The sequence below is a fragment of the Pantoea sp. At-9b genome, assembly GCF_000175935.2.
GTDB lineage: Bacteria > Pseudomonadota > Gammaproteobacteria > Enterobacterales > Enterobacteriaceae > Pantoea.
On record NC_014837.1, the window covers coordinates 772,864 to 798,370 of the forward strand.

Annotated in this window: 24 protein-coding genes; 15 read left to right on the plus strand and 9 right to left on the minus strand. The window is 54.9% G+C overall.

The genetic code is table 11. The annotated features are described in order from the left end of the window. The 12 genes from murD (at position 1) to mutT (ending at position 14,426) form a co-directional block, all read left to right on the plus strand. The gene (gene murD / locus PAT9B_RS03390; protein WP_013507855.1) at positions 1–1,317 is read left to right on the plus strand and encodes a UDP-N-acetylmuramoyl-L-alanine--D-glutamate ligase; all 1,317 of its coding nucleotides are present in this window, start codon (positions 1–3) and stop codon (positions 1,315–1,317) included. Next, positions 1,317–2,531, plus strand: a complete 1,215-nt coding sequence (ftsW, locus tag PAT9B_RS03395) for a cell division protein FtsW (RefSeq protein ID WP_013507856.1) — start codon at positions 1,317–1,319, stop codon at positions 2,529–2,531. The genes murD and ftsW overlap by 1 nt, the downstream gene beginning before the upstream one ends. Further along, positions 2,528–3,586, plus strand: a complete 1,059-nt coding sequence (gene murG / locus PAT9B_RS03400) for an undecaprenyldiphospho-muramoylpentapeptide beta-N-acetylglucosaminyltransferase (protein WP_013507857.1) — start codon at positions 2,528–2,530, stop codon at positions 3,584–3,586. Before ftsW ends, murG begins: the two co-directional genes overlap by 4 nt. Before the next feature lie 70 nt (positions 3,587–3,656). Continuing rightward, positions 3,657–5,132, plus strand: coding sequence for a UDP-N-acetylmuramate--L-alanine ligase (murC, locus tag PAT9B_RS03405; RefSeq protein ID WP_013507858.1), 1,476 nt, complete (start codon positions 3,657–3,659; stop codon positions 5,130–5,132). Then, positions 5,125–6,045, plus strand: a complete 921-nt coding sequence (locus PAT9B_RS03410; protein ID WP_013507859.1) for a D-alanine--D-alanine ligase — start codon at positions 5,125–5,127, stop codon at positions 6,043–6,045. The genes murC and PAT9B_RS03410 overlap by 8 nt, the downstream gene beginning before the upstream one ends. A gap of 1 nt (position 6,046) precedes the next feature. Beyond that, entirely contained in the window at positions 6,047–6,886 is an 840-nt protein-coding gene (gene ftsQ, locus PAT9B_RS03415) for a cell division protein FtsQ (protein ID WP_013507860.1), read from the plus strand. Further along, the gene (ftsA, locus tag PAT9B_RS03420) at positions 6,883–8,139 is read left to right on the plus strand and encodes a cell division protein FtsA (protein WP_013507861.1); all 1,257 of its coding nucleotides are present in this window, start codon (positions 6,883–6,885) and stop codon (positions 8,137–8,139) included. Before ftsQ ends, ftsA begins: the two co-directional genes overlap by 4 nt. A 71-nt stretch (positions 8,140–8,210) precedes the next feature. Next, complete coding sequence (gene ftsZ, locus PAT9B_RS03425) at positions 8,211–9,365, plus strand: cell division protein FtsZ (RefSeq protein WP_013507862.1); 1,155 nt, start codon at positions 8,211–8,213, stop codon at positions 9,363–9,365. A 101-nt stretch (positions 9,366–9,466) separates the two neighbouring features. Next, positions 9,467–10,384, plus strand: a complete 918-nt coding sequence (gene lpxC / locus PAT9B_RS03430) for a UDP-3-O-acyl-N-acetylglucosamine deacetylase (RefSeq protein ID WP_013507863.1) — start codon at positions 9,467–9,469, stop codon at positions 10,382–10,384. A 271-nt stretch (positions 10,385–10,655) separates the two neighbouring features. After that, positions 10,656–11,162, plus strand: a complete 507-nt coding sequence (gene secM / locus PAT9B_RS03435) for a secA translation cis-regulator SecM (RefSeq protein WP_013507864.1) — start codon at positions 10,656–10,658, stop codon at positions 11,160–11,162. Between the two features lie 67 nt (positions 11,163–11,229). Then, positions 11,230–13,935 (plus strand): preprotein translocase subunit SecA, encoded by a 2,706-nt coding sequence (gene secA / locus PAT9B_RS03440; protein ID WP_013507865.1) that lies wholly within the window; start codon positions 11,230–11,232, stop codon positions 13,933–13,935. A 95-nt stretch (positions 13,936–14,030) separates the two neighbouring features. After that, on the plus strand, positions 14,031–14,426 hold the full coding sequence (gene mutT / locus PAT9B_RS03445; RefSeq protein ID WP_013507866.1) for an 8-oxo-dGTP diphosphatase MutT: 396 nt from the start codon (positions 14,031–14,033) through the stop codon (positions 14,424–14,426). A 25-nt stretch (positions 14,427–14,451) separates the two neighbouring features. On the opposite strand, the gene yacG is transcribed toward mutT, so the two are convergent. The 3 genes from yacG to coaE are packed head-to-tail and all read right to left on the minus strand — an operon-like array spanning position 14,452 to position 16,014. Continuing rightward, positions 14,452–14,649: a DNA gyrase inhibitor YacG gene (gene yacG / locus PAT9B_RS03450; protein WP_013507867.1), complete on the minus strand. Its 198-nt coding sequence runs from the start codon at positions 14,647–14,649 to the stop codon at positions 14,452–14,454. 8 nt (positions 14,650–14,657) lie between these two features. Next, the gene (zapD, locus tag PAT9B_RS03455) at positions 14,658–15,401 is read right to left on the minus strand and encodes a cell division protein ZapD (RefSeq protein ID WP_013507868.1); all 744 of its coding nucleotides are present in this window, start codon (positions 15,399–15,401) and stop codon (positions 14,658–14,660) included. Between the two features lie 4 nt (positions 15,402–15,405). After that, positions 15,406–16,014: a dephospho-CoA kinase gene (gene coaE / locus PAT9B_RS03460; protein WP_013507869.1), complete on the minus strand. Its 609-nt coding sequence runs from the start codon at positions 16,012–16,014 to the stop codon at positions 15,406–15,408. 229 nt (positions 16,015–16,243) lie between these two features. On the opposite strand from coaE, the gene PAT9B_RS03465 reads away from it, so the two are divergent. Further along, positions 16,244–17,284, plus strand: a complete 1,041-nt coding sequence (locus tag PAT9B_RS03465) for a GMP reductase (RefSeq protein ID WP_013507870.1) — start codon at positions 16,244–16,246, stop codon at positions 17,282–17,284. Between the two features lie 31 nt (positions 17,285–17,315). Here PAT9B_RS03465 and hofC read toward each other — a convergent pair whose 3' ends face one another. The 4 genes from hofC to nadC all read right to left on the minus strand — a co-directional run bounded on the left by hofC (position 17,316) and on the right by nadC (position 21,412). Beyond that, positions 17,316–18,515, minus strand: a complete 1,200-nt coding sequence (gene hofC, locus PAT9B_RS03470) for a protein transport protein HofC (RefSeq protein WP_013507871.1) — start codon at positions 18,513–18,515, stop codon at positions 17,316–17,318. After that, entirely contained in the window at positions 18,508–19,899 is a 1,392-nt protein-coding gene (gene gspE, locus PAT9B_RS03475) for a type II secretion system protein GspE (protein ID WP_013507872.1), read from the minus strand. Before gspE ends, hofC begins: the two co-directional genes overlap by 8 nt. Beyond that, the gene (ppdD, locus tag PAT9B_RS03480; protein WP_013507873.1) at positions 19,886–20,341 is read right to left on the minus strand and encodes a prepilin peptidase-dependent pilin; all 456 of its coding nucleotides are present in this window, start codon (positions 20,339–20,341) and stop codon (positions 19,886–19,888) included. The genes gspE and ppdD overlap by 14 nt, the downstream gene beginning before the upstream one ends. Before the next feature lie 174 nt (positions 20,342–20,515). After that, on the minus strand, positions 20,516–21,412 hold the full coding sequence (nadC, locus tag PAT9B_RS03485) for a carboxylating nicotinate-nucleotide diphosphorylase (RefSeq protein ID WP_013507874.1): 897 nt from the start codon (positions 21,410–21,412) through the stop codon (positions 20,516–20,518). Positions 21,413–21,594: 182 nt separating this feature from the next. Here nadC and ampD point away from each other — a divergent pair, with 182 nt between their 5' ends. Together ampD and ampE are read left to right on the plus strand one after the other, a co-directional pair. Further along, positions 21,595–22,146 (plus strand): 1,6-anhydro-N-acetylmuramyl-L-alanine amidase AmpD, encoded by a 552-nt coding sequence (gene ampD / locus PAT9B_RS03490; protein ID WP_013507875.1) that lies wholly within the window; start codon positions 21,595–21,597, stop codon positions 22,144–22,146. A gap of 17 nt (positions 22,147–22,163) precedes the next feature. After that, positions 22,164–23,018 carry a beta-lactamase regulator AmpE gene (gene ampE / locus PAT9B_RS03495; RefSeq protein ID WP_013507876.1) on the plus strand — a complete coding sequence of 285 codons (855 nt, stop codon included), beginning with the start codon at positions 22,164–22,166 and terminating at the stop codon, positions 23,016–23,018. Here ampE and PAT9B_RS03500 read toward each other — a convergent pair. After that, the gene (locus PAT9B_RS03500; RefSeq protein ID WP_013507877.1) at positions 23,000–23,959 is read right to left on the minus strand and encodes a family 43 glycosylhydrolase; all 960 of its coding nucleotides are present in this window, start codon (positions 23,957–23,959) and stop codon (positions 23,000–23,002) included. The two genes, ampE and PAT9B_RS03500, sit on opposite strands and share 19 nt — an antisense overlap. Then, positions 23,956–25,368 carry a glycoside-pentoside-hexuronide (GPH):cation symporter gene (locus PAT9B_RS03505; RefSeq protein ID WP_013507878.1) on the minus strand — a complete coding sequence of 471 codons (1,413 nt, stop codon included), beginning with the start codon at positions 25,366–25,368 and terminating at the stop codon, positions 23,956–23,958. The genes PAT9B_RS03500 and PAT9B_RS03505 overlap by 4 nt, the downstream gene beginning before the upstream one ends. Positions 25,369–25,507 lie beyond the last annotated feature (139 nt).

The following is a 25,507-nucleotide window of genomic DNA, read 5'->3' on the forward strand; positions in this document are numbered from 1 at the left end:
ATGGCTGACTATCGGGGCAGAAAAGTCGTCATCATCGGGTTGGGCCTGACCGGCCTCTCCTGTGTTGATTTCTTTTTAGCGCAGGGCGTAACGCCCCGCGTGATGGACACCCGTGTGTCACCGCCGGGTCTGGATAAGCTGCCAGAGCAGGTGGAACGCTATGTCGGTGGACTGAACAACGACTGGCTGCTGGCGGCTGATTTGATCATCGCCAGTCCGGGAATTGCCCTGGCGCATCCGGCGTTGAGCGAAGCGGCTGATGCCGGTATCGAGATCGTGGGTGATATCGAGCTGTTCTGTCGTGAAGCGCAGGCACCGATTGTGGCGATTACCGGTTCCAACGGCAAAAGTACCGTGACCACGCTGGTGGGCGAAATGGCGCGTGCCGCAGGTTGGCAGGTGGGCGTGGGGGGCAATATCGGTTTACCGGCGTTGTCGCTGCTGAAATCCCCGGCCCAACTGTACGTGCTGGAACTTTCCAGCTTCCAGCTGGAAACCACTTACAGCCTGAAAGCGGCGGCGGCCACCATCCTCAACGTGACGGAAGATCATATGGATCGCTATCCGTTGGGCATGCAGCAGTATCGTGCCGCCAAACTGCGTATTTACGAAAACGCCCGGGTGTGTGTGGTCAACGCCGACGATGGCATGACCATGCCGGTGCGCGGCGCGGATACTCGCTGTGTCAGCTTTGGTATCGACATCGGTGATTATCACCTCAACCGTCAGCAGGGTAGCACCTGGCTGCGTGTCAAAGGTGAGAAGGTATTAAACACCGACGAGATGAAGCTGGTGGGTCAACACAATTACACCAATGCGCTGGCGGCGCTGGCGCTGGCGGATGCCGTGAACATCCCACGTGCGTCCAGCCTGAAAGCGCTGACCACCTTTACCGGCTTACCGCACCGTTTCCAGCTGGTGCATGAAGCGCACGGTATTCGCTGGATTAATGACTCTAAAGCCACCAACGTCGGCAGCACCGAGGCCGCACTGAATGGCTTGCAGGTGAAAGGCACGCTGTGGCTGTTGCTGGGTGGCGATGGCAAATCTGCGGATTTCAGCCCGCTGGCGCGTTATGTCCAAGGCGACAACGTGCGTCTGTTCTGCTTTGGTCGTGATGGCGATGCGCTGGCAGCATTGCGCCCGGAAATCGCCACCCGTACCGAAACCCTGCAGCAGGCCATGGCGCAGATCGCCTCTCAGGCACAAGCCGGTGACATGGTACTGTTGTCACCTGCCTGCGCCAGCCTCGATCAGTTCCGTAATTTTGAACAGCGCGGCGATCAGTTCGCGCAACTGGCGAAGGAGTTAGGTTGATGCGAATTCCCGGTGCCGGTGTAGCCAGTTTCCTCTCCCTTCGCCTGAAAGATTGGGTGATGGGGTCGCGTGAGAACGAAGATGCGCCGGTCGTGCTTTATGATCGCACGCTGCTGTGGCTGACGTTGGGTCTGGCGATTGTCGGTTTCGTGATGGTGACCTCGGCTTCAATGCCAGTGGGACAGCGCCTCAACGAAGATCCCTTCTATTTTGCCAAGCGCGATGCGTTTTACATCATTCTGGCACTCGGCATGGCGCTGGTTACGCTGCGTGTACCGATGGATTTCTGGCAGCGCTACAGCAACGTGATGCTGGTGGTGACGGTGCTGATGCTGCTGATCGTGCTGGTCGTGGGCAGCTCGGTTAACGGTGCATCGCGCTGGATTGCGCTGGGGCCGCTGCGTATTCAGCCTGCGGAGTTATCAAAGTTGTCGCTGTTCTGCTATCTCGCCAGCTACCTGGTGCGCAAAGTGGAAGAGGTACGTAACAACTTCTGGGGCTTCTGTAAGCCGATGGGCGTGATGGTGGTGCTGGCGGTGTTACTGCTGGCACAGCCGGACCTCGGTACGGTGGTGGTGCTGTTTGTGACCACGCTGGCGATGTTGTTTCTTGCGGGTGCCAAATTGTGGCAGTTCCTGGCGATCATCGGTTCCGGTATTTTCGCGGTGGTGCTGCTGATTATTGCAGAACCCTACCGTATGCGTCGTGTGACATCGTTCTGGAACCCGTGGGAAGACCCGTTCGGTAGCGGCTACCAGTTAACCCAGTCGTTGATGGCGTTTGGCCGTGGTGAGTTCTGGGGGCAGGGTCTGGGCAACTCGGTGCAGAAGCTGGAGTATCTGCCGGAAGCGCATACCGACTTCATCTTCTCCATCATCGGCGAAGAATTGGGGTATGCCGGTGTGGTTTTGGCGCTGTTGATGGTATTCTTCGTCGCTTTTCGCGCGATGTCGATTGGCCGCCGCGCGCTGGAGATTGACCAGCGTTTTTCCGGCTTCCTGGCGTGTTCCATCGGCGTATGGTTCAGCTTCCAGGCGTTGGTTAACGTCGGTGCTGCCGCCGGTATGCTGCCGACCAAAGGTCTGACGTTGCCGCTGATCAGTTACGGTGGTTCCAGTTTGATCATTATGTCGACGGCCATCGTGTTTTTGTTACGCATAGATTATGAAACGCGTCTGGCGAAAGCTCAGGCGTTTACCCGAGGTGGTCGATGAGTGGGAAGCGACTGATGGTGATGGCAGGGGGTACCGGTGGACATGTGTTCCCGGGTCTGGCTGTCGCCCATCATCTGATGGAACAGGGCTGGCAGGTACGCTGGCTGGGGACCGCCGATCGTATGGAAGCCGATCTGGTGCCAAAGCATGGTATCGAGATTGATTTTATCCGCATCAGCGGATTACGCGGCAAAGGGGCGAAAGCCCAACTGCTGGCCCCGCTGCGCATCTTTAATGCCTGGCGTCAGGCGCGCCGCATTATGCAGAACTGGCAACCCGATGTGGTGTTGGGCATGGGCGGCTATGTTTCCGGTCCGGGTGGTCTTGCGGCCTGGAGCTGCGGCATCCCGGTGGTGCTGCATGAACAGAATGGTATCGCCGGTCTGACGAACAAATGGCTGGCGAAGATTGCGACCAAAGTGATGCAGGCGTTTCCCGGCGCCTTTCCCAAAGCGGATGTGGTCGGCAACCCGGTACGCACCGATGTGCTGGCGCTGCCGTTACCGGCTGAACGTCTCGCTGGCCGTACCGGCCCGGTACGTGTGCTGGTGGTGGGGGGCAGCCAGGGGGCGCGCATCCTGAACCAGACGCTGCCACAGGTAGCCGCTGAGTTGGGCGATGCCATCACCTTATGGCATCAGACCGGCAAAGGTGCACTGGAGACGGTGCAGCAGGCGTACCGCGATGCGGGTCAGCCGCAGCATAAAGTCACCGAATTTATCGATGACATGGCTGCCGCGTATGCCTGGGCTGATGTGGTGGTGTGCCGTTCCGGTGCACTGACCGTCAGCGAAGTGGCTGCCGCAGGTTTACCGGCGATTTTCGTGCCTTTTATGCACAAAGATCGTCAGCAGTACTGGAATGCGTTGCCGCTGGAGCAGGCGGGCGCAGCCAAAATTTTTGAGCAGCCGCAATTCACCGCGGCTGTGGTCGCGGACACGCTGCGCCACTGGGATCGCGCCACCTTGTTGGCGATGGCAGAAAAAGCCCGTCAGGTGGCGATTCCCGATGCAACCGAACGGGTTGCTCAGGAAGTTGCGCGCGCCGCGAAGTAAGTTAATCGGTCAGTCAGCTTGACCCGTACCTGGTTCAGGTACAAACGGAAAACACAGGTAACAGAGACAGATGAATACACAACAATTGGCAAAACTGCGTTCCATTGTGCCCGAGATGCGTCGCGTCCGGCACATCCACTTTGTCGGCATTGGCGGTGCTGGCATGGGCGGTATTGCCGAGGTGTTGGCGAACGAAGGTTATCATATTAGCGGTTCCGATTTGGCACCCAACCCGGTAACGCAGCATCTGGCATCGCTGGGCGCAACAATCTATTTCAACCATCGTCCGGAAAACGTGACCGATGCGAGCGTGGTGGTGGTTTCCACCGCAGTGGCGCAGGACAACCCGGAACTGGTGGCAGCGCGTGAGCAGCGTATCCCGGTGATTCGCCGCGCTGAGATGCTGGCGGAGTTGATGCGCTTCCGCCACGGTATCGCGATTGCCGGTACGCACGGCAAAACCACTACCACCGCGATGGTGGCCAGTATTTATGCCGAAGGTGGGCTGGACCCGACCTTCGTCAACGGTGGCTTGGTGAAAGCCGCAGGCACCCATGCACGTCTGGGCAGCAGTCGTTATCTGATTGCTGAAGCGGATGAAAGCGATGCGTCTTTCCTGCATCTGCAACCGATGGTGGCGATTGTCACCAATATCGAAGCCGATCATATGGATACTTATCAGGGCGATTTCGAGAACCTGAAACAGACGTTTATCAACTTCCTGCATAACCTGCCGTTCTATGGCCGTGCGGTGATGTGTGTCGATGACGTGGTGATCCGTGACCTGATCCCGCGCGTTGGCCGCCAACTCACCACCTATGGTTTTAGCGAAGATGCAGATGTACGCGTCGAAAATTATGAGCAACGTGGCGCGCAGGGGCACTTCACCCTGATTCGTCACGACAAGCCGGTGCTGCATGTGACGCTGAATGCGCCGGGCCGTCATAACGCGCTTAACGCGGCGGCGGCGGTGGCGGTGGCGACGGAAGAAGGCATCGACGACAACGCGATCCTCGCCGCGCTGGAGAGCTTCCAGGGCACGGGACGACGTTTCGATCTGTTGGGTGAGTTTGATACCGCGCCGGTTAATGGCACGCCGGGTAGCGCGATGCTGGTCGACGATTACGGTCATCACCCAACTGAAGTGGACGTGACGATTAAAGCGGCGCGCGCAGGCTGGCCAGAGAAAAAACTGGTGATGGTATTCCAGCCGCACCGTTATACACGCACCCGCGATCTGTTTGACGACTTTGCCAACGTGCTTTCGCAGGTTGATGTGCTGCTGATGCTGGATGTTTATCCGGCGGGTGAAACCGCGATCCCGGGAGCGGATAGCCGCTCGCTGTGCCGTGCGATTCGCGGCCGCGGCAAAGTTGATCCGATTCTGGTGTCTGAACACGATGCGTTGCCCGAAGCGTTGGCACCTCTGCTGAGTGGTAATGACCTGGTGATTGTGCAGGGAGCGGGTAACATTGGCAAAATTGCGCGCAAGCTGGCGGAAATCCGTTTGCAGCCCGCACTGAAGGCGGAGGTGCGCAATGGCTGACAAGGTTGCAGTTTTGTTGGGCGGCACCTCGGCGGAGCGTGACGTTTCGCTGATGTCCGGCAACGCCGTACTGGCCGGGTTGCGTGAGATGGGTATTGATGCGCATCCGGTGGATACGCGTGATGTTTCCGTACTGAACCTGAAACAACAAGGGTTTGATAAAGCTTTTATTGCCCTGCATGGTCGTGGCGGTGAAGACGGTACTTTGCAGGCGGTGCTGGAATTCCAGCAGATCCCCTATACCGGAAGCGGCGTCATGGCGTCGGCGATCACCATGGATAAACTGCGCAGCAAATTGCTGTGGCAGGGCAGGGGATTACCGGCCGGGAAATTCGTCTGGCTGACGCGTCAGCAGCAGGAGAACGGGCTGGACGCGCAGACGCTGGCAGAAATTGATGCACTGGGCTTACCGGTGTTCGTCAAGCCAAGCTGTGAAGGGTCTAGCGTAGGGATCAGCCGGGTAAACACGCGCGATGCGTTACCGGCGGCGTTGGCAGAAGCGTTTCGTCATGATGATGATGTGCTGGTTGAAGCGTTTTTAAGTGGTGCGGAATACACCGTCGGCATTTTAGGCGACCAGATTCTGCCATCCATCAAAATTCAAAGCGCCAGCGAGTTCTATGACTATGAAGCAAAATACATTTCTGACGATACTCAATACTTCTGCCCGAGCGGCTTGAGTGCAGAGCGTGAAGCAGAATTGCAGGCCCTGGTACTGGCAGCCTGGCGTGCGTTAGGTTGCAGTGGTTGGGGACGTGTCGATGTGATGGTCGATGGTGAGGATAATTTCCAATTGCTGGAAGTGAACACCTCTCCCGGCATGACCAGCCACAGCCTGGTGCCGATGGCAGCGAAGCAGGCGGGCCTGAGTTTCCCGCAGCTGGTTGCGCGTATTCTGGAGCTGGCCGACTGATATGTCACAGGCGGCGCTGAACGTACGCAACCGCGAACCCCAGGAGCGCATCCGCTCCGGGCGTAGCAACGGTGCCCGGCTTTTCGGCATCGTGTTCCTGCTGATTGTGCTGGGCATTATGGTGGCTGGCGGACTGGTGGTGCTGAAGTGGATGAACGATGCATCCCGTCTGCCGTTATCGAAACTGGTGGTGACCGGTGAAACGCATTACACCACGCACGATGACATTCGCCAGGCGATTTTGTCACTCGGCGCACCGGGCACCTTTATGTCGCAGGATGTCGACATCATCCAGCAGCAAATTGAACGTTTGCCGTGGATTAAACAGGTCAGCGTGCGTAAGCAGTGGCCTGACGAGCTGAAGATTAACCTGGTAGAGTTTGTTCCGGTGGCACGCTGGAACGACCTGCACATGGTCGACGCCGATGGCGTCTCCTTCAGTATCCCGGCCAGTCACGTTGGCAAAGAAACGATGCCAATGCTGTATGGGCCGGAAGGCAGTGAAAAAGAAGTGTTGGCCGGGTACCACACCATGAGTGATGTACTGAAGGCCAGCAAGTTTACCCTGAAGGTCGCGTCGATGACGGCGCGTCGCTCGTGGCAACTGGTGACCAGTGACGATGTGCGCATCGAGTTGGGTCGCAGCGATACCATGAAGCGTCTGAACCGTTTTATTGAGCTCTACCCGGAACTGCAACAGCAGGCCCAGAGTGGCAACAAGCGCATCAGTTATGTCGATTTGCGCTATGACTCGGGTGCAGCCGTAGGATGGACACCGGCACCGTTAGAGCCACAGGAAGTCAATCAGCAACAGAACCAGGCACAGGCTAAACAACAATGATCAAGGCAACGGACAGAAAACTGGTAGTAGGACTCGAAATCGGCACCGCGAAGGTTGCCGCCCTGGTTGGGGAAATTCTGCCCGATGGTATGGTCAACATTATTGGGGTGGGTAGCTGCCCGTCCCGTGGTATGGATAAAGGTGGCGTGAATGACCTTGAATCGGTGGTGAAATGCGTACAGCGCGCCATCGATCAGGCTGAATTGATGGCAGATTGCCAGATTTCATCCGTCTACCTTGCTTTATCGGGCAAACATATCAGTTGTCAGAACGAAATCGGGATGGTTCCGATTTCCGAAGAGGAAGTCACTCAGGATGATGTAGAGAACGTGGTGCACACCGCTAAATCGGTCCGCGTTCGTGATGAACACCGTATCCTGCATGTGATTCCACAGGAATATGCCATCGACTACCAGGAAGGCATTAAGAACCCGGTGGGGCTGTCAGGCGTGCGCATGCAGGCGAAAGTCCATCTGATTACCTGCCACAACGATATGGCGAAAAATATCGTGAAGGCGGTGGAACGATGCGGCCTGAAAGTGGACCAACTGATTTTTGCCGGGTTGGCCTCCAGCTTCTCAGTGCTGACGGAAGATGAGCGCGAGTTGGGCGTCTGTGTGGTCGACATCGGTGGCGGTACCATGGATATCGCGGTGTATACCGGCGGCGCGCTGCGTCACACCAAAGTGATCCCTTATGCCGGGAACGTGGTGACCAGCGATATCGCTTACGCCTTTGGTACACCGCCGACCGATGCCGAAGCGATTAAAGTTCGTCATGGCTGCGCGCTGGGTTCCATCGTCGGAAAAGACGAGAACGTGGAAGTGCCGAGTGTGGGTGGACGCCCACCGCGTAGTTTGCAACGTCAAACGCTGGCAGAAGTGATTGAGCCGCGTTACACCGAACTGCTGAATCTGGTGAATGACGAGATTCTGCAATTGCAGGAACAGCTGCGCCAGCAGGGCGTGAAGCACCATCTGGCGGCCGGTATTGTGCTGACCGGTGGCGCGGCGCAGATTGAGGGCCTGGCGGCCTGCGCCCAGCGTGTTTTCCACACGCAGGTGCGTATTGGTCAGCCACTGAACATCACCGGCCTGACGGATTATGCGCAGGAGCCGTACTATTCAACCGCAGTTGGTCTGCTGCATTACGGCAAAGAGTCACATATGAATGGTGATGCGGAAACGGAAAAACGTGCTTCAGTGGGTAACTGGTTCAAACGAATCAACAGCTGGCTGAAGAAAGAGTTTTAATTTTTGTAAAAGGGGATCATGCTGGCAGTTTTTATGGTCTCCAGGCGACAGGCACATAACGGAGAGAAATCATGTTTGAACCTATGGAATTGACCAATGACGCGGTGATTAAAGTCATCGGCGTCGGCGGTGGCGGTGGCAACGCCGTAGAACACATGGTACGCGAGCGTATCGAAGGTGTGGAATTCTTCGCTGTGAACACCGACGCGCAGGCGTTGCGTAAAACAGCGGTCGGCCAGACGATCCAGATCGGCACCAACATCACCAAAGGTCTGGGTGCGGGTGCAAACCCGGAAGTCGGTCGTACCTCAGCGGAGGAAGATCGCGAAGCACTGCGTTCTGCGCTGGATGGGGCAGACATGGTGTTTATCGCAGCCGGTATGGGTGGCGGCACCGGTACAGGTGCGGCACCGGTAGTGGCAGAAGTGGCGAAAGATTTGGGTATCCTGACCGTTGCGGTGGTGACTAAGCCCTTCAACTTCGAAGGCAAAAAGCGTATGGCTTTTGCCGAGCAGGGTATCGCTGAGCTGTCGAAGCATGTCGATTCACTGATCACTATTCCGAACGACAAACTGCTGAAAGTGCTGGGTCGTGGCATCTCTCTGCTGGATGCGTTCGGTGCAGCTAACGACGTGCTGAAGGGCGCGGTACAGGGTATCGCTGAGCTGATTACGCGTCCGGGTCTGATGAACGTTGACTTCGCCGACGTCCGTACCGTGATGTCTGAGATGGGTTACGCCATGATGGGTTCTGGCGTGGCATGTGGTGAAGACCGCGCGGAAGAAGCGGCCGAAATGGCGATCTCCAGCCCACTGCTGGAAGATATCGACCTGTCTGGCGCGCGTGGTGTGCTGGTTAACATCACCGCAGGTTTCGATCTGCGTCTTGATGAGTTCGAAACCGTGGGTAACACCATCCGTGCCTTCGCGTCTGACAACGCCACCGTCGTGATCGGTACTTCTCTGGATCCAGAGATGAACGATGAACTGCGTGTGACCGTGGTCGCGACCGGTATCGGTATGGACAAGCGTCCGGAAATCACCCTGGTGACCAACAAACCGACCAGCCAGCCAGTGATGGACCATCGTTACCAGCAGCACGGCATGGCGCCGCTGCCGCAGGAACAAAAACCGGCTGCCAAGGTTGTGAATGACCCAGCGGCATCGTCAAGCAAAGAGCCTGACTATCTGGATATTCCGGCGTTCCTGCGTAAGCAGGCCGACTAAGAATATCCCGAGAATTGGGATTCTCCGCTCTTTGTGCTAAAGTATTCGCCCGCCGGTAATTTATACTGGCGGTCGGATGGGTAATATTGCGAGATAATGCGATGATCAAACAAAGGACATTAAAACGTATTGTTCAGGCGACTGGCGTCGGTTTGCATACCGGCAAAAAAGTCACGCTGACCTTACGCCCTGCGTCGGCTAATACCGGGGTCATCTATCGTCGCACAGACTTGAATCCACCGGTTGATTTCCCGGCTGATGCAAAATACGTGCGCGACACCATGCTGAGTACCTGCCTGGTGAATGATGAAGGCGTGCGTATTTCGACCGTAGAACACCTGAACGCTGCTCTGGCGGGTCTGGGTATCGACAACATTATTGTTGAAGTCGATGCGCCGGAAATCCCGATCATGGACGGCAGTGCTGCACCTTTTATCTATTTGCTGATGGATGCGGGTATCGAAGAGTTGAACAGCGCGAAGAAATTTGTGCGTGTTAAACAGACGGTGCGCGTTGAAGATGGTGACAAATGGGCAGAGATCAAACCTTACAATGGTTTCTCGCTCGACTTCACGATCGATTTCAAACATCCGGCAATTGATTCCAGTTCACAGCGCTATCAGCTCAACTTCTCGGCCGAGGCGTTTGTGCGCCAGATCAGTCGTGCGCGTACTTTCGGCTTTATGCGTGAAATCGAATATCTGCAGTCTAAAGGCCTGTGCCTGGGCGGTAGTTTAGATTGTGCGATTGGCCTCGATGATTTCCGCGTACTGAACGAAGAAGGTCTGCGCTTTGAGGATGAATTCGTTCGTCACAAAATGCTGGACGCGATCGGCGACCTGTTTATGTGCGGCCACAACGTTATTGGCGCGTTTTCTGCCTTTAAATCAGGCCATGCACTGAACAACAAATTGCTGCAAGCGGTACTGGCGAAGCAGGAAGCCTGGGAATGGGCGACCTTCGAAGACGAAGCGGAACTGCCGCTGGCATTCAAAGCACCCAATCTGGTTCTGGCGTAATAAGTCAGACGTAAAACGGCGGGTCTCCCTGACACTCTCTCCGGTCAGTGGTGCCTGCCGTTTTTTTATCCTCTGCTATTTCTGCGTAACGACTCGCATTTCACTGCCAACACGGGCTAGTTCTTGTACGAAAAAGCGTGAATTCACCTGACGACCGTTGAATCACTGGTGTGGAAGCCACACATAAATGCTATTATCAGGCGCCTGAATTGGCAGGGCACCGTCTTTTGGCGCGGTGGATTTCTCTTTACTGAAGCATTGTGGACGGGTTGTGATCGGGATTTTTTCACGCTGGCGACAATTTGGCAGACGCTACTTCTGGCCACATCTCCTGTTGGGGATGGTTGCAGCCAGTTTCGGCTTGCCCGCGTGTGCGCAAACCGCTGAACCGTCTTCCGCCGACACCCCTGTCAGCAGCCTGTTTGTCGGCAATATTGTCCGTTTTGACCACCTGATTCGTTTACAGGAAACGGCGCGTCGGCCCAGTTTCAATGTCGATTACTGGCATCAACATGCCATTCGTACCGTTATTCGCCATCTCTCTTTCAGCATGACGCCACCGGCGCAGGCGCAGAGCGATCAGGCCGTTCCGCTGGCAGCACAAAAGCTGGCGTTGATTGATTCATTACAGGCACTGCTGACTTCTCCGGCGCTGCCACAGATGCTGGCCGAACCGCAACGCGCTGTTCGTGTCTCAGAACCCCAAATCAATACCCCCGCTTTCTGGTTATCTGCTCTTCAGGGCATTCGCGCCGGACCTTCATTGCTCAACTGCTAACAATTTCACTCACTTTTTTAGATTGCGCAGTTCGTGGTGTCACGACTGAATTGAGAAAATAATTATCATGTTAATCAAATTATTAACTAAAGTTTTTGGTAGTAGCAATGATCGTACTCTGCGCCGTATGCGCAAAGTCGTGGAAGTCATCAATAAAATGGAGCCGGATTTTGAAAAGCTCTCCGATGACGAACTGAAAGCGAAAACCGGTTTATTCCGTGAGCGTCTGGAAAAAGGCGAAAGCCTGGAAAGCCTGATCCCGGAAGCCTTTGCCACCGTGCGTGAAGCGAGTAAACGTGTGTTCGGCATGCGTCACTTCGACGTGCAGTTGATTGGCGGCATGGTACTTAACGAACGTTGCATCGCTGAGATGCGTACCGGTGAAGGTAAAACCCTGACGGCGACCTTGCCAGCGTACCTGAATGCGCTGAGCGGCAAAGGCGTCCACGTGGTTACCGTGAACGATTATCTGGCACAACGTGACGCCGAAAATAACCGCCCGCTGTTTGAATTCCTCGGCCTGAGCGTGGGTATCAACCTGCCGGGTATGCCGTCAGTGGCCAAACGTGCCGCTTATGCTGCCGATATCACCTACGGTACCAACAACGAATACGGTTTTGACTACCTGCGCGACAACATGGCTTTCAGCCCGGAAGAGCGCGTACAGCGTAAACTGCACTACGCGCTGGTGGATGAGGTCGACTCAATTCTGATCGATGAAGCGCGTACCCCGCTGATCATCTCTGGTCCGGCCGAAGATAGTTCTGACCTGTATATCAAGGTCAACAAAATCATTCCGCACCTGAACCGTCAGGAAAAAGAAGACTCGGATACCTTCCAGGGCGAAGGCGACTTCTGGGTGGATGAAAAAGCGCGTCAGGCACATATGACTGAGCGCGGTCTGGTTAAAGTCGAAGAGCTGCTGGTCAGCCAGGGCATTATGGATGAAGGTGAATCGCTGTATTCGCCGACCAACATCATGCTGATGCACCACGTCACAGCGGCTCTGCGGGCACATGCGTTGTTCACCCGTGACGTTGATTACATCGTTAAAGATGGTGAAGTGGTCATCGTCGATGAACACACCGGCCGTACCATGCAAGGCCGTCGCTGGTCTGATGGCCTGCATCAGGCCGTTGAAGCCAAAGAAGGCGTAGAGATCCAGAACGAAAACCAGACGCTGGCGTCGATCACGTTCCAGAACTACTTCCGTATCTATGAAAAACTGGCCGGTATGACCGGTACGGCTGATACCGAAGCCTTTGAATTTAGCTCTATCTACAAACTCGATACTATCGTGGTGCCGACCAACCGTCCGATGGTACGTAAAGACATGGCCGATCTGGTCTACATGACCGAGAAAGAGAAGATTGATGCCATCATCGAAGATATTCGCGCCTGTACCGCTAACGGGCAGCCGGTGCTGGTAGGTACGATTTCGATTGAAAAATCAGAAGTGGTGTCCAACGAACTGACGCGTGCCGGTATCAAACACAGCGTACTGAACGCCAAATTCCACGCCCGTGAAGCGGATATCGTGGCACAGGCAGGCCAGCCGGGTGCGGTCACCATCGCCACTAACATGGCGGGTCGTGGTACTGACATTATGTTGGGCGGTAACTGGCACGCGGAAGTCGAAGAACTGGAAGCACCGACCAGCGAACAGATTGAAGCCATCAAAGCAGCATGGCAGCTGCGTCATGAAGCGGTTCTGGCTGCCGGTGGTTTGCATATCATCGGTACTGAGCGTCATGAATCGCGCCGTATTGATAACCAGCTGCGTGGCCGTGCGGGCCGTCAGGGTGATGCGGGTTCTTCGCGTTTCTACCTCTCAATGGAAGATGCGCTGATGCGTATTTTCGCCTCTGATCGTGTTTCTAACATGATGCGTAAGCTGGGGATGAAACCGGGTGAAGCGATTGAGCACCCATGGGTGACTAAAGCGATTGCCAATGCGCAGCGTAAAGTAGAAAGCCGCAACTTCGACATTCGTAAGCAGTTGCTTGAGTACGATGATGTGGCTAACGATCAGCGTCGTGCCATCTACAGCCAGCGTAATGAGCTGCTGGATGTGTCTGACGTGTCAGAAACCATCAACAGCATCCGTGAAGATGTCTTCAAAGCGACCATTGACACCTACATTCCGCCGCAGTCGCTGGAAGAAATGTGGGATGTTCCTGGTCTGGAAGAACGCCTGCGTACCGATTTCGATCTGAACCTGCCGATTGCGGAATGGCTGGATAAAGAGCCGGAACTTCATGAAGAGACGCTGCGTGAGCGCATCATGAAACAGGCGACGGAAAGCTACGCGGCCAAAGAAGAAGTGGTCGGCGTGGAAATGATGCGTAACTTTGAAAAAGGCGTGATGTTGCAAACGCTGGACTCATTGTGGAAAGAGCATCTGGCCGCGATGGATTATCTGCGCCAGGGTATTCACCTGCGTGGTTATGCGCAGAAAGATCCGAAGCAGGAATACAAACGTGAATCTTTCTCCATGTTTGCCGCCATGCTGGAATCGCTGAAATATGAAGTGATCAGCACCCTGAGCAAGGTTCAGGTGCGTATGCCGGAAGAAGTGGAAGCGATGGAACAGCAGCGTCGTGAAGATGCGGAACGTCTGGCACAGCAGCAGCAACTGAGCCATGTGGACGACGAAACTGCCGCGGCAGCCGCGTTGGCAGCGCAGAGCGGTGAACGCAAAGTCGGTCGTAACGATCCATGCCCATGCGGTTCAGGTAAAAAATATAAGCAGTGCCACGGCCGTCTGGCCTGATAAGAAGGAGCCGAAAGGCTCCTTTTTTTATGCGTTTTCTCGGTGACTGCTTTAGAATCAGCGACTCATTTTATTCTTTTAGCGGAATTCAGCTTATGAAACACCTGCAGGTCGCGGTGGGCATCATTCGCAATGCCAGCCACCAGATCTTCCTTGCTCAACGTGCAGCAAGCTCCCACATGGCTAACAAATGGGAATTTCCTGGCGGAAAAATCGAACAGGACGAAACCGCTGAACAGGCGCTGAAGCGTGAGCTAATGGAAGAGACAGGCATTGACGTAACGATGGCTCAGCCGATTGGTCAGGCTGATCATAGTTATGAAGATTTGCGTGTGACGCTACATTTCTTTCTGGTTGAAGGCTGGCATGGGGAGCCGTGGGGCAAGGAAGGACAGCCGCAACGCTGGGTCGAACAGCGTGCGTTGGTCGCCGACGAGTTTCCACCAGCCAACCATGCGCTGATTGCGCGTCTGGTCGCTGGCGAGATCTGAAATCAGGGGCCTTGGCCCCTGATAATTATGGTTGCTCTTCGCTCCAGTCATCGCTGTCGGTCATATCGCCGCTGCTGGGAATGCGTTTTTCTTCTGCCGCCCATTCACCTAAATCAATCAGCTGGCAGCGTTTGCTGCAAAAGGGTCGCCACGGGCTAAGTTCGTCCCACATCACGTCTTTACCGCAATTGGGGCAAGGCACAACAATCATCTCTTCCTGCATAACATCCTCTAACAACAGGCCAGTTCAAAGTTCAGTCGTTCGGGTACTTCGCCACGTTCACTGTCCAGCGGCAGGAAGCGAATGGCATAACGGCTCTTATGGCCGGAGACCTGCGGGTACAACGCATCTTCCAGCGTCAGTTGCAGTCGCAACAAATCAGCACCTTCGGCGTTGTCCTGATAAAACCCATTCAGGCTGGTTTGATTGCGGAACACGCCCGACTGACGAATTAAATCAAGAACCATCGCGAGGCTGTTACGCAGCGGATTGAGTGATTCCAGCCAACTGTTGACTTGAGCATCGCGCACGGATTGTTCGAGATGCAACCAGATATGCAGACCGGGTAAGTCAAAACTGCAACAACCACCGGGAATGCTCAGGCGCTGGCGAACCAGACCAATCAAACGATCCTCACGTAATTGCTGGCCCATACGTGGGGCCTGCAACAGCTCACTCGATTGTTGTTTAAGCTGCTTGCCGAGCGTTTGCACTCGTTGCAGATCGACGCCGGGAACATCAAGCCAGGCGCGCAACTTTTGCTGCTGGCGTTCCTGCTCTTTCAGCAATTCGGTACGCATATCGCCACGTTCAAAGATATCCAGCAAATCCGCAATAATGCGGAACACACCCAGTGCGGAAACGGAATGGGTGACGGGTATGGTGTCGTGTAATTGATTGAGCAGAAATTCGACACGCAGCCAGGTGCGCATTTTCTCATTCAGGGGATGTTCAAATAGAACGACTGTACTCATGATGTTAATCCTGTCCTGCTGCGGCCAGACGCAAGTAGCGCTGGTGGAGTTCAGCAACACGCGGCAGCGCGTCATCAGGCGTGCCGCTATTATCGATGACGTCATCCGCACAGGCCAGGCGCTGTTGTCGGCTGGCCTGCGCGGCGAGAATATTTTGGGCTTGCGCGAGGGATATACCGTCGCGTTGTTGCGTGCGCTGCAATTGGGTTGCCTCGTCTACATCCACCACCAGAATGCGATTGGCTTGATGCTGCAAGCCATTTTCCACCAGCAACGGCACCACCCACAGTACATAAGGTGAGGTGGCGAGCATCTTTAACTGCTGCGTGCGCGCATTGATTAACGGATGCAACAATTGGTTCAGCCAGTTTTTTTCCTGCGGCTGCTGAAAAATAATTTCGCGTAGCCGCGCGCGATAAAGTGTACCTTCCGCCGTCAGGATTGATTCGCCATGACGTTTTACGATCGCCTGCAATGCAGGCGTACCCGGTTCAACCACTTCTCTGGCAATGGCATCGGCGTCGATGATCTCGACACCCAGCGCTGCGAAAGCATTGGCGATGGTGGATTTACCACTGCCAATGCCACCCGTTAGCGCAACGGTAAAAGGCATAGCGTTATCCTGAAGTCTGCATCGTCATACTGCCACAACTTGCATAAAACTTAAGGCAAGATGAGAGCACGATCACAATCGATTTTCTCAGCTAAATTTAACGGATTGTAGCTTAAATAAAGTGAAATTCGCAGTCTTGTCGCGGAACGAATGGCGCGTATGATAACGACACTGGAGCCGTGAGCGCTACCCGAACTGCGGTTCGATGCCACTTACCAGGACACCCGTTATGCGTATTGAAGAAGATGTAAAACTGGGCTTTAAAGATGTTTTGATCCGCCCCAAACGTTCCACCCTCAAAAGCCGTTCTGATGTTGAACTTGAACGCACTTTTACCTTTAAACATTCAGGTCTGAGCTGGACTGGCGTACCAGTCATCGCCGCGAATATGGATACGGTCGGTACTTTTACCATGGCCGAAGCGCTGGCAGGATTCGGTGTGCTGACCGCCGTGCACAAACACTACAGTGTCGAAGACTGGCAGGCGTTTATTCAGCGCGTGCCCGCATCGGTGCTGGGACATGTCATGGTGTCCACCGGAACCTCAGAAGCGGATTTCAACAAACTCAACGCCGTTCTGGCGCTTTCTCCTCAACTGAATTTTATCTGCATCGATGTGGCTAATGGTTATTCCGAGCACTTTGTTGCGTTCCTGCAACGTGCGCGCGAGAGTTTCCCGGGCAAAACGATTTGTGCCGGTAATGTGGTAACCGGGGAGATGGTGGAAGAACTGATTCTGTCTGGTGCGGATATCGTGAAAGTGGGTATCGGTCCCGGTTCAGTCTGCACCACGCGAGTCAAAACCGGGGTGGGTTACCCACAGCTTTCAGCGGTGATTGAGTGTGCAGATGCTGCTCACGGGCTGGGGGGGCAAATCGTCAGTGATGGTGGTTGTGCCGTGCCGGGCGATATCGCCAAAGCCTTTGGCGGCGGTGCTGATTTTGTCATGCTTGGCGGTATGCTGGCGGCTCATGATGAGTGCGAAGGCACCATCGTTGAGGAGCAGGGCGAGCAATTTATGCTGTTTTATGGCATGAGCTCAGAATCGGCCATGAAGCGCCATGTAGGTGGTGTTGCCCAATACCGTGCGGCAGAGGGCAAAACCGTCCGGCTGCCACTGCGTGGGCCGGTTGACGACACCATAAAAGATATTCTTGGTGGTCTGCGATCGGCATGCACTTATGTCGGCGCGGAAAGACTGAAAGAACTGACCAAGCGCACCACTTTTATTCGTGTAGCAGAACAGGAAAATCGGGTGTTTACCCGCTGATGTTCTGAAGCGGGTGTCTGGCTGGCACCCGCTAACGAATCGCATCCCCCAGACCAAATACCGGCAAATACATAGCAATGACCAGGGTGCCGACGATGCCACCAATGACCACCATCATCATGGGTTCAAGTGCGGCAGCCAGAGACTCCGCGCGACCCAACGTATTTTCCCGATGCCATTCCGCCAGGCGTGACAACATGACATCTAAAGCTCCCACCTCTTCGCCCACTTTAATCAGTTGTGCGCACAACGGCGTAAAAAGCTGATGTTGGTGCAGTGCCTGATGTAACGGCGCACCCGCAGAAATATGTTGCTGGAGTTGGCTTATGGCTTCGCGCCACAGCAGGGAAGTGAGTGTCACCTCTACCGCCTGTAAACTCTGTAATAAAGTTAATCCGGCGCGCTGTGTCAGTTGCAGAATATCAAAAATTTGCGTGAGCTGGCTGCCCCGCCACAACGGTGCCAGTAAAGGCAGCCGTAACAACCAAAGCTGACAATGGCGCTGCCATGGTGCCGAGCGGCGATAAATTTGCTGGGCCAGGATGGCAGCCATCGCACATCCCAGCAGCAGTGGTAAGGCCGCTGCCTGAAATAAGGCGGATAATGCCATCACGCTGGCAGTGAGTGCCGGAAGTGGTGCATCGAAACTGGCGTACACCGCGACAAATTCCGGTAAGACAAATAACAGCATACCGGTGCTCACTGCAATCGCGACCAGCATAATAAACAATGGATAGCGCAGTGCTTTGACCACTTTTTGACGTAAAAGCTGTTGGCTGGTTTGCTGTTGTGCCAGTTGGCGGCAACATTCATCTAACTGCCCGGTAAGTTCCCCCACCTGCATCAATGCCGGAAACAGCGGCGGGAAAATTTGCGGCCAGCCGCGCAGTGCCTGAGAAAAGGGTATGCCCGCCAGTACCTGTTGCTGCAATCCTTTGAGTAAGGTGCGCCAGCCGATATCCGGATGCCCTTCGGCAAGCAATGCCAGACTTTCTGCCAGGGGCAGGCCCGCCTTCAGCAAGGTCGCTAACTGTTGGACCAAATGGTTTTTCTGCTGCCACTTCCAGTCGCGCGTCCGCCAACATTTTCCGCGCTTCCAGCTCACGACCATCATTCCGCGATCGGTCAATTGCTGTAGCAGTGCCTCTGGCGTGGGGAGCAATGATTCACCGTTTTGCAGTAAACCGGCGCTGTCCAGCGCCTGCCAGCGAAACTGATAGAGATTAGCCATTATCTAACCCAATCACGCGCTGCATCTCTTCCAGCGAGGTCTCTCCGCGACTGACGGCCTCCAGTCCAGCAGCCACCAGTGTCTTCATTCCCTGCTGGTTCGCCAGTGACAGCAGATGCTCCAGTGGCATATCCGCTGAAATGGCATTCTGCAATTTGGCCGTCATGGGCAAGAGTTCGAAAAGCGCCAGCCGCCCATAGTAGCCAGAAAAGCAGTGGTCGCAGCCCGGTGCTCGCCAGGTCTGTAGGGTGCCCGGCCATAATTCGCTGGGCAGGTGAGCGATAGCTTGCCCCGGTTGGCGGCAATGCACGCATAGCCGTCTTACCAGACGTTGCGCAACAATAAGCTGCAGCGCCGGGCCAAGCAGATAACCCGGAATCCCCATTTGCCGCAGCCGTGTCAGCGTTTCAGCGGTTGAATTGGTATGAAGTGTGGAGAGTACCAGGTGACCGGTTTGTGCGGCTTTGACTGCAATCCCGGCCGTTTCTGCATCGCGTATCTCACCAACCATGATGACGTCCGGGTCCTGACGCAGTAAGGCGCGCAGCACCAAATTGAAATCCAGTCCACTACGGGGCTGGATTTGTGTCTGGTTGATACCGGTAAGCGGAATTTCCACCGGGTCTTCTACACTACAGACATTTTTTTCCGGCACATTGAGTGCACTTAATCCGCTGTAAAGGGTGAAGGTTTTGCCACTACCGGTCGGGCCGGTGACCAGAATCAACCCCTGTGGTTTCGCCAGCGCATTACTGAACTGACGCAACTGAAGGGCAGGCATGCCGAGCTTATCCAGCGCAATGGCGCTATTTTCACTCTGCATTAAGCGTACAACTGCCTTCTCACCGTGGCTGATGGGCAGCGTGGAGAGACGAAAGGCCACATTTTTCCCTTCCAGCTCCTGGGTAAATTGCCCATCCTGCGGCAAGCGTCGTTCAGCGATATCCAGCCCACCGAGAATTTTCAACCGGGCCAACACCGCAGCAGGTTGTGCATCAGGCAATTGCGCCAGCTTATGCAGCACACCATCAATACGCAGTCGGACACGCAACGCGTTATGTTGTGGCTCAAAATGGACATCAGATGCCCGGCGTTGTATTGCCTGGCACAGAATATATTCCACTGCGCTGATGGCGGATTCTACCGCCGCCTGTTCTCTCGGCGCATCATCAGCACGGCCCGGCTCGTGAAGGAGTTGCTCAACCCGCGCGGCGGGCCAGCACTCCACCTCAACTTTACACTGACTGGCGAATTGCAGTGCTTCCAACAGTGCCGGTTCAGGTGTACCCGCCACGGCCACGCGCAGTAAGGTGTCATCATGATGCAGAATTATCGCGTTATGACGCCGACATAACGCCTTTAACATGTCATCAGACTTCTCCATTGCGACCCCCTTTGTCAGTAAAGCGGAACTGTTCCAGGCAGTTATCGCGCAGGGTGTTGTTGTCGCTGTTACAGCTGCGTTGCCAGTCCAGCGTACCATCGGTGCTATTCCATACCGGTTGCATTTCTACCGTTAAGCCAGACAGGCTTTCCTGACCGGTTAGCGTGATGACGCCGTTGATGACGGCAAGGGTGGCGACATAGCGTGAGCCTTTGGCGGCAGGGATACCGCGATCGCCTGCCTGACATTGCGCAGGGCCACCTCGCTCAATCGCACACAGTTCAACCGCTGTTTTATAGGGCACCATTGTCTGCAACATGTCGGTCAGCGCGGCTCGTTGTAGATAATTTTGATAGGCAGGGACACCGATGGCACTGAGGATGGCAACAATGCCGATCACAATCATTAATTCGATAAGGGTAAAACCACGTTGTCGTTCCATAAGCAGGCTCCTTGTTGTGGAGCCGCTACGGTAGAAAAGGGCAGGGGAAAGCAAAAGCGGTGAAATCAAACGTCTGGAAATAGCCCGAAGAAAAGAACCGAGGTTGCAGCTTGCAGATCAATGAGCTGGAAGTTGGCTCGCAAATCCGCGGCGGATCACACCGCGGCCTGGTGATCAGGTTTCGCGAAAACGCATGGAGAGATCGAGCGCGCGCACGTGTTTGGTCAAGGCACCTACCGAGACATAATCTACCCCGGTTTGGGCAATTTGCGGCAGGGTCGCTGCCGTGACGTTGCCGGACACTTCGAGTAGCGCGCGTCTTTGTGTCAGCGCGGCGGCCTTGCGCATCATCTCCAGCGTGAAGTTATCAAGCATCACGATATCGGCACCGGCAGCCAGCGCAGCCTGCAATTCATCCAGTGTTTCGACCTCCACTTCGACCGGCACATCGGGCTGTAACCACAATGCTTTCTCCACCGCCTGGCGCACGGAACCACTGGCGATGATATGGTTTTCTTTAATCAGAAAGGCGTCAGACAGACCGAGGCGATGATTGCTACCGCCGCCGCAGAGTACGGCATATTTCAGGGCAGTACGCAGACCGGGTAAGGTTTTACGGGTATCCAGCAATTGTGTGTTGCTGCCCGCCAGCAAGGCGACATAATGGCTGACTTCAGTGGCTACACCGGAAAGCGTCTGTACAAAGTTGAGTGCAGTGCGTTCCGCCGTCAACAGCAAGCGCGCCGGGCCTTGCAACTCAAACAGTAGCTGATCGGCGACCAGCACTTGCCCATCTTCGACATGCCAGGTGATGGTCACTTTGTTGCCCAACTGGATGAACACTTCTTCGACCCAGCGTTTACCACAGAAAACACCGGCTTCGCGGGTGATAATTTTAGCTTCTGCCTGTTTATCTGCCGGGAGCAGCAATGCGGTGATATCACGATCCGCATCGACCTCACCGCCTAAATCCTCCTGAAGCGCACGTGCAACGGCTTCCGGGATATCCTGCTCAATGCGCCTGATCAACGCCTGGCGGCGATAATCGGGATCGTAACGACGCGATGCCATACTATTTCTGCTCCAGATGACGAGAGAATGAGCGCACACCTTAGCCTGATTCCAGTGCTAATACCAGTTCATAGCGATGAAATGTTTAGTATCCTTAACTTTCGCCGCCTTTCGCATTAACTCACAAGCGCCCGCAAAGAATCATGTTATTCTCAGCCTGACTTAAATGCAGGAAATATGGCATGAAACTGGAAGATGGCTGGATTACCAGCGCGCGTAAAGTGCCTTCACCGCACTTCAACCAGCGGCCGGAAAATGAAGTACCTTCGGTGCTGATTATTCACAATATCAGTTTGCCGCCTGGTGAATTTGGTGGCCCGTGGATTGATCGACTGTTTACTGGCACGTTACCTGCGGATGCGCATCCTTATTTTGCGGATATTGCCCATTTACGCGTGGCGGCGCATTGCCTGATCCGTCGTGACGGTGAACTGGTGCAGTATGTTTCCTTTGATCAGCGCGCCTGGCATGCGGGGGCATCGCAATTTGAAGGTCGGGAAAACTGTAATGATTTTTCGATGGGGATCGAGTTGGAAGGCACCGATACTCTGCCCTATACCGATGCGCAGTATGCGACGCTGGCGCAGGTGACTGAACTATTGATACAGCACTATCCGCTGGCAGTGGAACGCATCACCGGACACAGTGATATTGCCCTAGGACGTAAAACCGACCCGGGACCGGCATTTGACTGGGTTCGCTATAAACATGCCTTAAAGCGGGAGAATCCCTGAATTCAGCAGGAGCAGGTATGACGTTGTTTAGCTTGTTATTAGTGTTAGGTTGGGAACGACTGTTTAAACTGGGTGAGCACTGGCAGCTGGATCATCGGCTGGAGCCGTTGTTTCGTGGTCGCCAGCGTTTTTCGCTGCTCCGCACCCTGGTAATGACCCTCATCGCCATGCTGATTGTTTGGCTGCTGGTCTGGAGTCTGAAAGGGCTGCTCTTTGGCGTGGCACAGCTGCTGTTCTGGATTGTTGTCGGGTTGCTGTGTATCGGTGCGGGTTCGGTACGCCTGCATTATCACACTTATCTGAAAGCGGCGAGCCACGATGACCAGGCGGCACATCAGGCGATGGCGGCAGAACTGACATTGATTCATGGGGTGCCTGTCGAATGCAGTGAGCGCGAATTTCTGCGTGAGCTGCAGAACGCGCTGATCTGGATAAACTTTCGCTTTTATCTGGCTCCGCTGTTTTGGTTTGTGGTGGGTGGCCCTTACGGGCCGGTACTGCTGGTGGGTTACGCCTTTCTGCGCGCCTGGCAAAGCTGGCTGGCCAAACACCATACTCCGTTGGAACGTGCACAATCGGGCGTTGATCGCATCCTGCATCTGCTGGACTGGATCCCGGTGCGTCTGGCAGGCGTTGCCTACGCGTTACTGGGGCATGGTGAGCGAGCGCTACCAGCCTGGTTCGCCTCGCTGACCGACTGGCATCGCTCGCAATATCAGGTGTTGACCAGCCTGGCGCAGTTCTCCCTCGCGCGTGACCCCCATGTTGATAAAGTGGAAACCCCGCGCGTGGCGGTTGCACTGGCAAAACGCATTTCCCTGGTGCTGGTGGTCGTGGTCGCGCTGTTGACCATCTACGGTACGCTGGTGTGATCGGCAGGCGGCACGCCGAAATCCGGTGTGCCGTCTTCACGCCAGGCAAAATATTTCAGTCGCGTATGGCGGTTCGGATCCCACAGCGGATCGCCCTCAATCTCCGTATAATTGCGCGCGTGATAAACCAATACGTCTTTTCCTTGTTCGTCGACGGTAAAGCTATTGTGGCCTGGCCCGTATTGATGGTTGTCCCAACTGGTATTGAATACCGGGCGGGCTGATTTTTGCCATGCCGCAGCATGCAGCGGGTCGGCGTCTGCATCAATGCTGAGAATCCCCAGACAATAGTTTTCATCCGTCGCGCTGGCCGAATATGTGACAAATAACTTGTTCGCGTGACGAATGACCGCTGGTCCTTCATTCACACTAAATCCAGCACATTCCCATTCATACTCCGGACGACTCAGCATTTGCGGCGTGCCTTTCAATGTCCAGGGATTCAGCAACTCGGCGAGATAGAGATTCGAGTTACCGGGGATCGTGGGATCTTTCTGCGCCCACAGATACCAGTTTTTTCCCTGATGAACAAAATGCGTGGCGTCGAGGGAGAAGCTATCCAGCGGCGTATGCACCCGACGCACCGGCTGCCAGTGGCCGGTCAGGGGATCGGCATCGCTACAGACCAACGCGTACATGCGGTGTTGGAACAACCCATCTTTAATTTCACGCGTGGGGGCTGCTGCAAAATAGATGACCCACTGACCGTTGATATGATGCAACTCCGGTGCCCAGATCAGGGCGCTAAAAGGGCCGGTGTCCGGTTTATGCCATACCACGACGGGTTCCGCCTCGGGGAGCGCTGCCAGGGTGGTTGCATAACGTATTTCCAGACGGTCATATTCAGGTACTGACGCGACAAAGTAGTAACCGTTGCCATGACGGAGAATAAAAGGATCGGCACGTTGCGTGATAAACGGATTAGGCCAGGAATGACTCATTTAATTTCTCCGGGTTCGATAACAGCGGCAGAGGAGGGGTGTGATGCATGCAGGTCGCGAAAGTTCGCACGACGCAATGCCAGATCGTCCTGAATGGTACGCATCAATTTACGATCCACTTTCAGTAAGCGGACCACTCCGGCAGTGATCAGATAACCCACGCCAGGAATGACGGTGAACAGCAGCATGATGCCGTTGATTGCCTGATCGGATTGTTGTTTTGCCCCGGCATCATAGCCGTAGATGGAGAGCAGGAAGCCAACCATCGCCCCGGCAACGGCCAGCCCGACTTTGAGGAAAAACAGGTTGCCAGAGAAACTCATGCCAGTAATGCGTTTGCCGGTTTTCCATTCGCCGTAATCATCCACATCGGCCATCAGCGACCAGTGCAGCGGTGAGGGAATCTGATGCAGGATATTCAGCAAGAAATACGCGATCACCACACTCAGGATGGCGTGTGGATTGATCCAGTAGAAACCACATGAAAACAGCGCCAGGGCGATGTTTGTCCAGAAAAACACTTTTAATTTACACCAGCGATCGGTCAGCACTTTTGCCAACGTACTGCCCAGCATCATGCCAATCACACCCAGGCTGATAAACAGGGTGGCAAAGTGGGTCGACTGACCCATCACCCAGGTGACGTAATACATGGTGGCGGCCATGCGGATAAAGCCTGGACAGACGTTGCAGAACGTCAGCAGCAGAATGCGCACCCATTGATCGTTTTTCCACACATCACGCAGGTCATTTTTCAAATCGTCGTTGGTGGGGACCGCCGGGCGAATACGCTCACGCACCGTGGCGAAGCAGAACAGAAACATCGCCAGGCCAATCAGTGCCAGTACGCTCATCGCCATCTGGTAGCCACGTGCTTTGTTGTCACCGCCAAACCATTCGGCCATTGGCAACAGCGACAGAGACAAAATCAGTGTGGCGACACCGACCATGACAAAACGATAAGACTGACAGGAGACACGTTCACCGGGATCGTTAGTGATGACACCACCCAGTGAGCAGTAGGGGATATTGATAGCGGTGTAAGTCAATGACATCAGGAAATAAGTGATAAAGGCCCAGATGACTTTGTTTTCATAGCTCCAGTCTGGCGTGGTGAACATCAGCACGCTAAACAACACATAAGGGACGGAGATCCACAGTAGCCAGGGACGGAAACGTCCCCATCGGCTTTGCGTGCGGTCAGCAATCGCGCCCATTATCGGGTCTGTTACGGCATCCAATACCCGCACGGAAAGCAATAACGTACCGACCAGCGCCGGGGCGAGGCCAAACACATCGGTATAGAAATAGTTCAGGAAAAGCATGATGGCTCCGCCAATCATGTTGCATCCGGCATCGCCCATGCCATATCCCAGCTTTTCGCGGAACGAGAGGGCCGCTCCTTTCATTGTTTTTCTCCAGTAATAACAGGTGCAAAAATTATTAGCGGAAAATCAGCAATCTGGCGGGGACCAATTGGTCGGGATGATGGACAAAACGCCTGGGCGAGAAAAAGTGTGAGGGAGATCTAAAGAAGAGCAATCTCTG